Annotated in this window: 14 protein-coding genes; 9 read left to right on the plus strand and 5 right to left on the minus strand. The window is 73.1% G+C overall.

The window, feature by feature from the left end:
* The first annotated feature begins 34 nt into the window (after nt 1–34).
* From H9I49_RS06675 to purM, 6 genes are all read left to right on the plus strand, one after another.
* The gene (locus H9I49_RS06675) at nt 35–415 is read left to right on the plus strand and encodes a sterol carrier family protein (RefSeq protein WP_188029471.1); all 381 of its coding nucleotides are present in this window, start codon (nt 35–37) and stop codon (nt 413–415) included.
* Nucleotides 412–687, plus strand: a complete 276-nt coding sequence (locus H9I49_RS06680) for a hypothetical protein (RefSeq protein ID WP_188029472.1) — start codon at nt 412–414, stop codon at nt 685–687. The genes H9I49_RS06675 and H9I49_RS06680 overlap by 4 nt, the downstream gene beginning before the upstream one ends.
* The gene (locus tag H9I49_RS06685) at nt 684–1,841 is read left to right on the plus strand and encodes a CaiB/BaiF CoA-transferase family protein (protein ID WP_188029473.1); all 1,158 of its coding nucleotides are present in this window, start codon (nt 684–686) and stop codon (nt 1,839–1,841) included. Before H9I49_RS06680 ends, H9I49_RS06685 begins: the two co-directional genes overlap by 4 nt.
* Nucleotides 1,838–2,407, plus strand: a complete 570-nt coding sequence (thpR, locus tag H9I49_RS06690; protein ID WP_188029474.1) for an RNA 2',3'-cyclic phosphodiesterase — start codon at nt 1,838–1,840, stop codon at nt 2,405–2,407. The genes H9I49_RS06685 and thpR overlap by 4 nt, the downstream gene beginning before the upstream one ends.
* Before the next feature lie 41 nt (nt 2,408–2,448).
* Nucleotides 2,449–4,011 carry an amidophosphoribosyltransferase gene (purF, locus tag H9I49_RS06695; RefSeq protein ID WP_188029475.1) on the plus strand — a complete coding sequence of 521 codons (1,563 nt, stop codon included), beginning with the start codon at nt 2,449–2,451 and terminating at the stop codon, nt 4,009–4,011.
* 110 nt (nt 4,012–4,121) lie between these two features.
* A complete protein-coding gene (gene purM / locus H9I49_RS06700; RefSeq protein ID WP_188029476.1) occupies nt 4,122–5,252 on the plus strand; it encodes a phosphoribosylformylglycinamidine cyclo-ligase in 1,131 nt (376 codons plus the stop codon).
* Between the two features lie 173 nt (nt 5,253–5,425).
* Here purM and H9I49_RS06705 read toward each other — a convergent pair whose 3' ends face one another.
* Complete coding sequence (locus tag H9I49_RS06705) at nt 5,426–5,620, minus strand: DUF3073 domain-containing protein (RefSeq protein ID WP_188029477.1); 195 nt, start codon at nt 5,618–5,620, stop codon at nt 5,426–5,428.
* Between the two features lie 426 nt (nt 5,621–6,046).
* Between H9I49_RS06705 and H9I49_RS06710 the strand changes: the two genes are divergently transcribed.
* Nucleotides 6,047–6,238 (plus strand): BldC family transcriptional regulator, encoded by a 192-nt coding sequence (locus H9I49_RS06710; protein WP_045191048.1) that lies wholly within the window; start codon nt 6,047–6,049, stop codon nt 6,236–6,238.
* 91 nt (nt 6,239–6,329) lie between these two features.
* On the opposite strand, the gene H9I49_RS06715 is transcribed toward H9I49_RS06710, so the two are convergent.
* Complete coding sequence (locus H9I49_RS06715) at nt 6,330–6,800, minus strand: hypothetical protein (protein WP_188029478.1); 471 nt, start codon at nt 6,798–6,800, stop codon at nt 6,330–6,332.
* Between the two features lie 136 nt (nt 6,801–6,936).
* On the opposite strand from H9I49_RS06715, the gene H9I49_RS06720 reads away from it, so the two are divergent.
* Nucleotides 6,937–7,377 carry a VOC family protein gene (locus H9I49_RS06720; RefSeq protein WP_188029479.1) on the plus strand — a complete coding sequence of 147 codons (441 nt, stop codon included), beginning with the start codon at nt 6,937–6,939 and terminating at the stop codon, nt 7,375–7,377.
* Between the two features lie 22 nt (nt 7,378–7,399).
* On the opposite strand, the gene H9I49_RS06725 is transcribed toward H9I49_RS06720, so the two are convergent.
* Nucleotides 7,400–9,058 (minus strand): CdaR family transcriptional regulator, encoded by a 1,659-nt coding sequence (locus H9I49_RS06725; protein WP_188029480.1) that lies wholly within the window; start codon nt 9,056–9,058, stop codon nt 7,400–7,402.
* Between the two features lie 152 nt (nt 9,059–9,210).
* On the opposite strand from H9I49_RS06725, the gene H9I49_RS06730 reads away from it, so the two are divergent.
* Nucleotides 9,211–10,479, plus strand: a complete 1,269-nt coding sequence (locus tag H9I49_RS06730; protein ID WP_188029481.1) for an FAD-binding oxidoreductase — start codon at nt 9,211–9,213, stop codon at nt 10,477–10,479.
* Nucleotides 10,480–10,481: 2 nt separating this feature from the next.
* Here the strand turns inward: H9I49_RS06730 and H9I49_RS06735 are convergent, their stop codons facing one another.
* Both H9I49_RS06735 and H9I49_RS06740 read right to left on the minus strand, forming a co-directional pair.
* The gene (locus H9I49_RS06735; RefSeq protein ID WP_188029482.1) at nt 10,482–11,069 is read right to left on the minus strand and encodes a DM13 domain-containing protein; all 588 of its coding nucleotides are present in this window, start codon (nt 11,067–11,069) and stop codon (nt 10,482–10,484) included.
* 110 nt (nt 11,070–11,179) lie between these two features.
* Complete coding sequence (locus H9I49_RS06740) at nt 11,180–12,133, minus strand: N-acetylglucosamine kinase (RefSeq protein ID WP_370587457.1); 954 nt, start codon at nt 12,131–12,133, stop codon at nt 11,180–11,182.
* Nucleotides 12,134–12,137: the final 4 nt, after the last annotated feature.

Here is a 12,137-nt window from a genome sequence, read left to right on the forward strand (position 1 = left end):
GCGCACTGACGGCCCCCTTCGATAGCCTGCCCGTATGCCGCCCCGCCGACGTACCCCGATCGCCGAGGGCAGTGCCGCGCTCGAGGCCTGCCGCGCTGCCGAGTTCGCGGCGGACCGGAGGACCACGGCGACGGCCGTCCGCTACACCCTCGAGGAGCTCGCGACGACCGCGCCCGGCCGCACCGTCGAGGTGCGGGTCCCGCCGCACGGTGCCGTCCAGTGCATCGAGGGGCCCGTCCACACCCGCGGCACGCCCCCCAACGTCATCGAGACGGACGCGGAGACGTGGCTTCGACTCGCGGTCGGCGACCTGACGTGGGAGGCGGCGGTCGACGCGGCACGCATCCGCGCGAGCGGTCAGCGCGCCCACCTCGAGGGACTCCTCCCGCTCGTCTCGCTTAGGCTTGGGCCGTGACCCAGCCGACCCAGCCGACCCCTCCACACCGGCCCGAGCGCTCGCGCATCCCGAACTTCAAGCGGTTCCTCATCACCGGCGCGCTCGTCGGGCTGGTGATCGGGGTCTGGGTCGGGCTCCGCGAGCCGGGCGGCCCGAGCTACACGACGACGAAGCCGTTCGACACGGGCGCCGCCGTGCTCTTCCTCGGGGCACTCGGCGCCTTCTTCGGCGCGGGCCTCGCGGGCATCCTCACGATCCTGCTCGAACGCGCCGGCCGCAAGGGCTCGTGACGCAGGCCGCACGCCCGGGTCCGCTCGCCGGGCTCCGCGTCGTCGAGCTCGCCGGCCTCGGACCCGCGCCGTTCGCGGGCATGCTGCTCGCCGACCTCGGGGCCGACGTGATCCGCATCGACCGGCCGGGCGAGGCGACCCTGCCGCTGCCCCTCCCGCCCGAGTCCGACCTCCTGCGCCGGGGCCGTCCCTCGGTGGCGCTCGACCTCAAGCACCCTGACGGCCTTGCGACCGCCCTGGCCCTCGTCGACCGCGCCGACGTCCTGGTCGAGGGCTACCGGCCGGGTGTCGCCGAGCGTCTCGGCCTCGGTCCTGACGTGTGCCTCGCGCGCAACCCCGGCCTCGTCTACGGGCGGATGACCGGCTGGGGCCAGGACGGCCCGCTCGCCCAGACCGCGGGACACGACATCGGCTACGTCGCAGTCACCGGCGCGCTGCACGCGATCGGTCGTGCCGGAGGCCCGCCGCAGGTGCCGGTCAACCTCGTCGGCGACTTCGGCGGCGGCGCGCTCTATCTCGTCGTCGGGGTGCTCGCCGCGCTCCTCGAGGCCCGGTCGAGTGGCCGGGGTCAGGTCGTCGACGCCGCGATCGTCGACGGCACCGCGCACCTCTCGTCGCTCGTCGTCGGGCTCGTCTCGGCGGGGCTGTGGTCCGACCGTCGGGGCACGAACCTCCTCGACACGGGCGCCCCCTTCTACGACGTCTACGAGACGAGCGACGGCGGCTGGCTCGCCGTCGGGCCGCTCGAGCCGGCGTTCTACGCCGAGCTGCTCCGCCTGCTCGAGCTCGGCGACACGGCACCGGACCGCCTCGACCCGTCGCAGTGGCCCGCCCTGCGCAACCTGCTCGCCGACACCTTCCGCACGCGCACCCGCGACGAGTGGACCGAGCTGCTCGGCGGCACCGACACGTGCGTCGAGCCGGTCCTCAGCTACGCCGAGGCACCCGCGCACCCCCACCTCGCCGCGCGCGGCACCTACGCCGAGCACCACGGCATCGTGCAACCCGCCCCCGCGCCGCGCTTCTCGCGCACCCCGGCGTCCCTGACGACGCCGCCCTCGACGCCGGGCGCCGACACGCGATCAGCGTTGGTCGCGTGGGGCATCGACGACGTGGACGCCCTCCTCGCCTCGGGCGCCGCGACCCAGTCATGAGGCTCTTCGTCGCCGTCGTCCCGCCCGACGAGGTCCTGGACGACCTCGAGGCGCACGTCGAGCCGCGCCGCGAGGCCGGCCCGGAGATCCGGTGGACCGACCGCCACCAGTGGCACGTGACCCTCGCCTTCCTCGGCGCGGTACCCGAAGCCCGCCTCGACGACCTCACCGAGGCGCTCGCCCGCTCGGCCGGCCGGCGAGACCCGCTCGTCCTGCGCCTGTCGGGTGCGGGGGCGTTCCCCAACCCGTATGCCGCGCGCATCCTCTGGGCGGGCGTCGAGCAGGTCCGCGGTGACCTCACGAGTGCAGCGGGCGGCATACGCAGTGCGGCGAGCTCCGTGGGGGCGACCCCCGACGGCACCCGCTTCCACCCGCACCTGACGCTCGGCCGCTTCCACCGCCCCGCGGAGGCGACCCGCTGGATCCGCGCGCTCGACGCCTGGGAGGGCCCGGCGTGGCGCGTCGAGCGGTTCGCGCTCGTCGAGTCGCACCTCGGCGAGGGGCGCGGGAGGCGTCCCCGCTACGAGGTGCTCGCCGAGCTGCCGCTGCGCGGCACCGAGGACTGACGGCGTCCTACGGGCGTCGGCACGTGTGGGACACTGGGGCAGTGGCACGTGGCGACGGTCGTTTGAACCATGACCTCATCCCCGGCGAGAAGGGCCCGCAGGACGCCTGCGGGGTCTTCGGCGTCTGGGCCCCCGGAGAGGACGTCGCGAAGCTGACGTACTTCGGGCTCTATGCGCTGCAGCACCGCGGCCAGGAGTCCGCCGGCATCGCGACCGGCGACGGCGAGAAGATCCTCGTCTACAAGGACATGGGCCTCGTGTCCCAGGTCTTCGACGAGACCGCCCTGTCGTCGCTGCGCGGGCACATCGCGATCGGTCACACGCGCTACTCCACGACGGGCGGCTCCACGTGGGAGAACGCCCAGCCGACCCTCGGCGGCACGGGCCACAGCACGCTCGCCCTCGCCCACAACGGCAACCTCATCAACACCGTCGAGCTCAAGGCCCTCGTCGACGAGCACTTCGGCGGCACCCGCGTCACGGGTGAGCTCGCGCGCGGCAACACGTCCGACACTGCGCTCGTCACGACGCTTCTCTCCGCCGACGAGGACCGCACGCCCGAGCAGGCCGCCCTCGAGCTGCTGCCGAAGCTGCGCGGCGCGTTCTCCTTCGTCTTCATGGACGAGTCGACCCTGTATGCCGCCCGCGACCCGTGGGGCGTGCGACCCCTCGCGCTCGGTCGCCTCGAGCGAGGCTGGGTCGTGGCCTCCGAGACGGCGGCCCTGCAGACGATCGGTGCGGCCGTCATCCGCGAGGTCGAGCCCGGCGAGCTGATCGTCATCGACGAGGACGGTCTGCGCTCGCACAAGTTCGCGGCGCCGCAGCCCAAGGGCTGCGTCTTCGAGTACGTCTACCTCGCCCGCCCGGATGCAGTGATCCGCGGCCGCGTCGTGCACGAGGCGCGCGTCGAGATGGGCCGCGTCCTCGCCCGCGAGCACCCCGTCGACGCCGACCTCGTGATCGGTGTGCCCGAGTCGGGCGTGCCTGCGGCCGTGGGGTATTCGCAGGAGAGTGGCACCCCGTTCGGCCAGGGCTTCGTCAAGAACGCGTACGTCGGGCGCACCTTCATCCAGCCGTCGCAGACGCTGCGCCAGCTCGGCATCCGGCTCAAGCTCAACCCGCTCGAGCACACGATCCGCGGCAAGCGCCTCGTCGTCGTGGACGACTCGATCGTTCGCGGGAACACCCAGCGCGCGCAGATCCGGATGCTGCGCGAGGCGGGTGCGGCCGAGGTGCACGTGCGCATCTCGTCGCCGCCCGTGCAGTGGCCCTGCTTCTACGGCATCGACTTCGCCACGCGGGCGGAGCTCATCGCGACCGGCCTCGGGGTCGAGGAGATCCGCGCGTCGATCGGCGCCGACTCCCTCGGCTACATCTCCGAGGAGGGCATGGTGGGTGCGACGAACCAGCCTGCCGACGAGCTGTGCTCCGCGTGCTTCACCGGTCGCTACCCGATCGAGCTGCCCGAGGACGGCCACATCGGCAAGCACGTCCTCGAGACGCTGCCCCTGACGGTCCGCACCGGCCACGACCGCTCGGTCGACGTCGAGGGCGTCAGCCTCGGCGTCGGCGTCGGCGGCGAGAACGCCCTCCAGCACCCCTGACCCTGCGATCCGTTCGAGGTGTGCGGGCGCGCTGGGGCGCGACGAGGTCCTCCGAACAGGCGTCCCGCGCACGCGTCCAGCTGTCGCGGCGGCGCCGGTAGGCTTGCCGGGTGAGCGAGACCCCCATCACCTATGCCTCTGCCGGAGTCGACGTCGAAGCGGGTGACAAGGCCGTCGAGCTGATGAAGGAGTCGGTCCGGCGCGCGACGCGGCCCGAGGTGCTCGGCGGGCTCGGCGGATTCGCCGGCATGTTCGACGCGAGCGCGATCGCCCGCATGACCCGCCCGATCCTGGCGACCAGCACCGACGGCGTCGGCACCAAGGTCGCCGTCGCCCAAGCCCTCGACAAGCACGACACGATCGGCTTCGACCTCGTCGGCATGGTCGTCGACGACATCGTCGTGTGCGGCGCCGAGCCGCTCTTCATGACCGACTACATCGCGACCGGCAAGGTCGTGCCCGAGCGCATCGCCGCCATCGTCGGCGGCATCGCCCGCGCGTGTGAGGAGGCCGGCGTCGCGCTCGTCGGCGGCGAGACCGCGGAGCACCCCGGACTGCTCGAGCCCGACGAGTACGACGTCGCCGGCGCCGCCACGGGCGTCGTGGAGTATGCCGCCGTGCTGGGGCCGCAGCGCGTCGCCGACGGGGACGTCGTGGTGGCTCTCGCGAGCAGCGGCCTGCACAGCAATGGCTTCAGCCTCGTGCGCAGAGTCATCGAGAGCGCCGGTTGGCAGCTCGACCGGCACGTCGACGACTTCGGCCGCACCCTCGGCGAGGAGCTGCTCGAGCCGACCCGCATCTACACGCGGCCGCTGCTCGAGCTCATCGCCGAGGACGGCGTCGACGTGCACGCCCTGAGCCACGTCACCGGCGGCGGCCTGGCGGCGAACCTCGCGCGCGTGCTGCCGACCGGCACCTTCGCCCGCCTCGACCGGTCGACGTGGACGCCGCCCGCCGTCTTCCGTACGGTCCAGGACCTCGGCCGCGTGCCGGAGGCCGATGTCGAGCGCACCCTCAACCAGGGGATCGGCTTCGTGGCCGTGGTGCCCGAGGCGCACGCCGACCGCGCCATCGAGCTGAGCGAGGCACGCGGCATACGCGCCTGGCGGCTCGGCGAGGTGGCACTGGAGGAACGTGCGTACGCCGGCGGTCTGGTCGCACCGGGCGTCGAGGTCGTCCGCGGGGCGAAGGGCGTCGACGGCGGCGCCGTGCAGGTCGTCGGGCAGCACCCAACCGCCTGAGCGGCGCGGGCTGGGCACCCACGCCATGACGCGACGATGCCCGCGCACCTTCGTGGGTGCGCGGGCATCGATGCGTTGACCAGACTCCCGCCGCCGGGGCGGAGGGCAGCACCGATCGCGCGTCGGGTGGGAACACTCGACGCACGAGGTGCAGACAGAAGGGGAAGGCGAGCTCAGCGCTCGCCCGAGGCCCACTTCCCGTATTCGTCGTACTCGTCGTCGTCGACGGACCGTGGCTGGTTGGTGCCGTCGCGTTGCGACGGTCCGTGCAGCTCACGCTCCAGCGCGCTCAAGTCCGTATCAGGTGTGTAGTACTTGAGCTGCCGTGCGACCTTGGTCTGCTTGGCTTTGGCTCGGCCGCGCCCCATGGCGTGACCCCCTCGTGCGTCGTGCCGGGACGGCATCGCTCCTCGGAGAACCGGGTGGCTCTTCGATGTCCGCGTAGCGGCCCCGGGAATGTGTGTGTTCTCGTGGTGCTAACGCTACATGAGTGAGGCAAATCCCGCGCCCGCCGCCACCCACCCAGCGCACTCCGCCGGCCAGCGAGCCGTCGGCGACCAACCCTGGTGAGGTCGAGGGCCATCGGACACCCCGGTCGCGCACGCACTTCGCGCGCATGGTATTGGGAGGCCACTCGACGTATACACCCTGTGTTGCAAAAGCGGGACGATTTGACTCTTTTCAGTGTTTAACCGCCATTGGGCTTGCCGAGACTTTACTCTGTCTTTACTGAGCCCCGGACTGGGGCGCATGCGTGTCGCTGCACCTAGCGACAGGGTGGTGGGGATATGACAATGACGACTCAGGATCGACACGAGACCGAGAAGCTGCTGACACCTGCCGAGGTTGCGGCCCTCTTCCGGGTGGACCCGAAGACGGTGACCCGATGGGCCAAAGCAGGCAAGCTGACTTCGATCCGGACCCTTGGTGGACACCGGAGGTACCGCGAGTCAGAGGTTCGCGACCTTCTGGGTGGCGGGCACTGAAGCTCGACCGTAGTTGGGGGTAAACCGGTCAACCAGTCGGGGGAGAGGCACCGCGCGGTGTCGCTCCCCCGACTGCTACCCGGGCTGATGCTCAGGCGTTCCCGCGGGGGACCGGGTTCACGGTGCACACGAAGTACCTGACGACGCCGTTGTCGACGAGCGCGCCGCCGTCGATGGCCGCCCGCACCTCGTCGGTCGCGTCGAGCACGCCGTTGCCGTCGAGGTCGCCAGCAGCCAGCGCGTCGGCGTACGAGCCGGTGAGCGAGACCGCGTGCACCTGCCAGCGCCCGCCGTTGTAGCCGGTGTCGCCGGGTGCTGCCGTCGCGACGCTCCGCTGGACCGCGCCGAAGCTGTAGATGGTGTCCCACGCCTGGTCGGGTGCGCCCGTGCCGCTGAGGTCGGTCGGCGTGGCAACGGTGCGGTAGAGCTCGTGGTCGACGTAGAACGCCGGCCCGGACACCCCGCCGGCCTGGGCGGCGGAACCTGCGGCCACGAGGCCGGGGAGGGCGAGGGCTACGATCCCGAGCGACCGGACGATCCCACGGGTCAGGTTGTGCGACATGGCTTTCCACCTTTCGGCCGGCCACCGTGACCAGCTCTCCACCGAGTCAAGCCGGATGGCGGCCGGCACTCCATGACGGCGTCCTTACCGGTCCTTACAGACCGGAGACGTCGGCGGAGCGTCCTATCGTGACGGGATGACCAGCCGCCCCGACATCACCGCCATCACGCTCGGCGTCCGAGACGTCGAGGTGTCGCGCACCTTCTACGTCGACGGGCTCGGCTTCCGGCCGGTGCTGCACCTGCCTGGACAGATCTGCTTCGTGCAGGGTGCGCCCGGCCAGCTGCTCGCGCTGTGGGACGTGATGCAGATGCCGAGCGAGTACGGCGACGTCGGCCATGGGCCGTCCGGACCACCGATGTCCCTCGGCCACAACGTCGCCGCCGAGGAGCAGGTCGAGCAGCTGTATGCCGCTGCCCTGGCCGCCGGTGCGTCCTCCGTCACCGCCCCCGCCAGGCGCGAGTGGGGTGGCGTGAGCGCGTGCGTGGCCGACCCTGACGGGTTCCGCTGGGACTTCGTGCACAACCCGGGTTTCCGCGTCGACCCCGACGGCACCGTGCACCTCGGAGACGAGTGACGCCCCGCCCGGCCGGGCCGGCTCAGTGCCCCAGCGCCCGCAGCTGGAGGCGCAGCGCGAGCCGCGTCTCGGGATCGTGCAGGTCGAGGTCCACGACGTCCGAGAGGCGCTGCATGCGGTAGCGCAGCGTGTTCGGGTGCACGTGGACGACGGCTGCCGCCGCACGCGGGTCCCCCGGGTGGTCGAGCCAGGCCGCAACCGTCTCGAGGTATACCGTCCGGTGGGCCTCGTCGTGGTCGCGCAGCGTCCCGACGGGGCCGAGGAGCTCCTCGGTCCAGATGCCGCTCAGGGCGCGGGCGTTCGTGACCGCGGCCCACGCGTCCTCGACCGTCGTCGTCGTGCCGGCGACCCTGCCGGCGTCGCGCAGGCGCTGGACCTCGGTGGCCTCACGTCGCGAGCGGTCGAGGTCCACGGTGCGTGAGACCCGTCCGCCGGCGCTCGCGGTGGCTGTCGGGCTGACCCCGGCCACCTCCTCGACGACACCGAGCAGCCACTCCCACGTGCCGGGCGCCGTGTCGCCGGGCACGTCGCGTACGAGGGAGAGAGCCACGCCGTCGAAGATCGCGAGGAGCGGCTGGCGCCACGACCTGCGGCGCGCCGCCGACTCCCAGACCTCGAGCTCACGCTCGGGGTCGCGCCCTGCGTCGTGGTCGGTGTCGTGGTCGGCGTCGCGGTCGGCCCGCACGGCCAGGTCGCGGTGGGCGCCCGAGAGCACCACGACCCGCCACGGTGGTGGCGGCAGCCATGCCTCGGCCTCGAGGGTGTCGCCGCTGAGCACGGCGCGGAGCCGGTCGGCCGCGACCCGGCGCGCGAGGTCGGCCTGCGAACGCAGCCGGAGCAGGTGAAGGGCCACGACGGACGCGGTCTGGGAGAGCGAGACGAGGACGTGCCGCGGTGGCTCCTCGTCGACGACGCCCCAGATCGAGCCGAGCCACTCCGTGCCGGCCCGCACCGGCACGACGACACGGGCCCGGAGGCCCCGCCCGGCCGGTACGAAGAACGGCTCGTCGGATCGGGCGAGCCGCCGGAAGACGCCGCGACCCCGGAGGCTGGCGATGACCTCGTCGGGCACGCGCCGGCCGACGATCGTCGAGACGCGGGCCGGGTCGGCGACGTCCTGGGTCGAGGAGTAGGCGAGCACCCGTGACTGGGTGTCCTCGATCGTGATGGGGGCGGTGACGAGCGCGGCGCACGCGTCGGCCAGGGCGAAGAGCTCGTCGAGCACGGGCCCCTCGGCGCGCAGGGCCGGCCCGCTCGCGGCGCGGTCGAGGACGCCACGCAGGAGCCACACGACGTGCGCCCACGAGGCGTGCTCGGCCAGCTCGACGAGACTGACTCCGAGACGCGTCGCCGCCGACCTGACCTGGGGGTTGCGGGCGGCGGCGCGCCGCATGACGACGGCCCCCGTGTCGACCGCCGCCGCACCCTCGAGCAGAGCCACGGCCTCGGCCGGACGCTCGACGCCGACCCCGAGGAGCAGGTCACCGGCCTGGCCGAAGACACCCGAGGCCGGCTCGGCCAGCGTCACGTCGTCGACGGGCGGGCCGCCCGCGTCGACGACGACCGTGAGCAGGCCACCTCCGATGGTGCCGACGAGCTGCCCGATCGGAAGGCCGACCGGAGTGGTCGAGGAGGTCCGGGTCGCGGACGTGCGGCGTGGTCGCGAGGAGGCGGACGGCATACCTCATGATGACCCACGGCTGTACTCCGGGCACAAGGAGAGCGGCCAACTCTGTCACCGGAGCACCACGGCTCGAGCCTGGATCGACCCCACCATGGACACAACGCACCACGCATCCCCGTTGACCACCCCTTGACCCAGGAGTCGATCGCATGGCCGCTGTCACCCCGTCCGGCACCCCCGTCCCCGAGCGCGTCGCCGTCGTCGGCGCCGGCATGGTCGGCCTCGCGACCGCGTGGTTCCTCCAGGAGCGCGGCGTCGAGGTCACCGTCATCGACCGCGACGGCGTGGCCGCCGGGGCGTCGTGGGGCAACGCCGGCTGGCTGACGCCGGGCATCGCGACGCCGCTGCCCGAGCCTGCCGTCCTGAAGTACGGCCTGCGCGCCGTCCTCAGCCCGAGCTCGCCCGTCTACGTGCCGCCGAGCGCCCGCCCCGACTTCCTGCGCTTCGTCACCGGCTTCACCCGCCACAGCACGATGAAGGCCTGGAAGAAGGCCATGGGGTCCCTCGTCCCGGTCAACGACCTGTCGCTGCAGAGCTTCGACCTGCTCAAGGCGGGCGGCGTCGACGCCGACACCTACGAGGCGAAGTCGTTCACCGCCGCCTACCGCACCGCCGAGGAGCGCCAGACGCTGCTCGAGGAGATCGAGCACATCCACGCGTCCGGCGGCGACATCGCGTTCGACGTCCTCACCGGTGACGAGGCACGTGCCATCGAGCCGGCCCTGTCCGACCAGATCGGCGCCGCGATCGTGCTCCACGGCCAGCGGTTCATCAACCCCGGCGCCTACGTCGCCGCGCTGGCCGACTCCGTCACCGGGCGTGGCGGCAAGATCGTCACCGGCAGCGCGGTCACGGCCATCACGGACACCGCCAACGGTGTCGTCATCACCAACGACTTCGGTGGCGCCGAGCACTACGACGCCGTCGTCGTCGCGACCGGCGCCTGGCTCGGCAAGCTCGCCCGCGAGTTCGGCGTCAGGCGTGTCGTCCAGGCCGGCCGCGGCTACTCGTTCAGCGTCGCCGTCGAGGACCTGCCCAACGGCCCGGTCTACTTCCCCGCCGCCCGCGTCGCCTGCACGCCGGTCGGAGACCGACTCCGCGTCGCCGGCATGATGGAGTTCCGCCGGCCCGAGGCCGCCCTCGACCCGCGCCGCATCGCGGCCATCGTCGAGTCCGCCCGCCCGCTGCTCACGGGCGCCGACCTCGACCACCGCCAGGACGAGTGGGTCGGCTCGCGCCCCTGCACCGTCGACGGGCTGCCGCTCATCGGCGCCACGAAGAGCTCGAAGGTCTTCGTGGCCGGCGGGCACGGCATGTGGGGGATCACGCTGGGTCCCGTCACCGGCCGCCTCCTCGCCGAGCAGATCGTCACGGGCACCGCGCCCGAGCAGCTGCGCCCCTTCGACCCGATGCGCTGACGTCAGGCGAGTCGGACCGCAGCCGTCCCGAACGCGACGTCGAACCGGTCGCACCAGATGACGACGGACGTCAGGCCGCCGAGGTCGGCGTCGGCCGGGATGACGTAGTTCTGGTTGCCGTCGGTGCCCTTGAGGTCGCCCAGCGCGACGTACCGTCCGTCGTCGTACCGGTGCCAGTCGGCGTCGCCCGCCGGCTGGTCGGTGAGCCACACGTCGACGTCGGGGCCGTCGCTCGTCGAGAAGCCCTCGAGCCGGAGCACGCGCGTGCCGTCGGCGAGGGCGAGTACCCGGGCCGTACCCGAGGTCGCGTGCTCCCCGTCCACGAACCGACCCTCACCGAGCACCCGGACGGATGCGGTGGTGCTCGGCCTCGTCGTGCCGCTCGGGTCAGCGGTCGGAGTCGCGACCATCGTCGCGGCGACAGGCAACGGCTCGTCGACCACGCTGCGCGTCAGCAGGCGCCACGGCTGGAAGAGCACGAGGCCGACCGCCAGCGCCACGACGCCGGCGACGGCGAGCCAGGCCACGAGAGGCCGCCGCAGCAGGCTCCGTCGGTTCGGGTTCGTCGTGCGGGTCGGCTGCTCGGACATGGTCGCTCCCGGTCTGTGCCGCCGGGCCGGCGCGCCCTGCGGTGCTCCCAGCCAAGCGCCGGTCGCCGGTCGGGTCCATGACGAAGCCCTTACGGATCGGTGACGGCGGGTCAGCCGACGACGAGGTATGCCGGGTGCTCGGGGACCCGCCCCGTCTCGAGCAGGTGCCGGGCGAGGAGGAGCGCACCGTCGAGCGCACCGCCCCGCGCAGGGCTCCGCCTCAGGCCGGCCCTGGTCAGCCGGGCGTCGAGTGCGGCGGTAACGGATGCCGCCGCGAGCAGCCCGCCCGTGGCGACGAGGGTCGGCTCGTCGAGCCCGTCGGCGGCTCGCAGCAGCGACTCGGCCAGCGCGGCGCCCGCCTGCTCGCACAGCTCGCTCGCGACCGGGTCGCCGTCGGCAGCGGCCGCCGTGACCAGCGGCGCGACCGACGCGAGGCGCTCGGGAGCATCGGGCGTCGTCATGACGAGTCGCGGCCACGTCTCCGGCACACCGAGCAGGCGGGTCGCCGCCCCGAGCAGGCGAGCCGAGCCACCTGGCAGGCCGTCGTGGGCCCGCAGTGCCGCGCGCAGCCCGGCCATGCCGAGCACCGCCGCCGACCCCGCGTCGCCGAGGACGTGCCCCCAGCCGTCGACCCGACGCCACTGCCGGTCGAAGTCCGTCCCGAACGCCACCGCTCCCGTGCCGGCCGCCACGACGGCTCCGGTGCCGAGGCCGCCGGTCGCGCCGACAAGGTTGGCGACGGCGTCGCTGACGACGACCGTGCTCCCGGCACCGAGGCCGTCGGCGACAGTCCGGAGCACCTTGGCGCGGTCGGCGAGGAAGAGCAGCCCGCGCATCGACCACACGACGACCTCGGGTGGCCTTGCGGCAGAGGCAGACTCGTCTGCGGCGAGCAGCGACCGGGCGTCCGCCACGAGCGCCGGCACGTCGATGCCGCCGGTCCGGACCCGTACGCCCGGGGCGCTGAGCACGGGGCCCGGCCCCACGGCATACGTCTGCAGGCGCAGTGCGGAACCGCCGACGTCGACGGCCACCACCGTCGGTGTCGTGGTCGGCTCGCTCACGCGA

It is taken from the genome of Terrabacter sp. MAHUQ-38, from assembly GCF_014518425.1.
GTDB lineage: Bacteria > Actinomycetota > Actinomycetes > Actinomycetales > Dermatophilaceae > Terrabacter.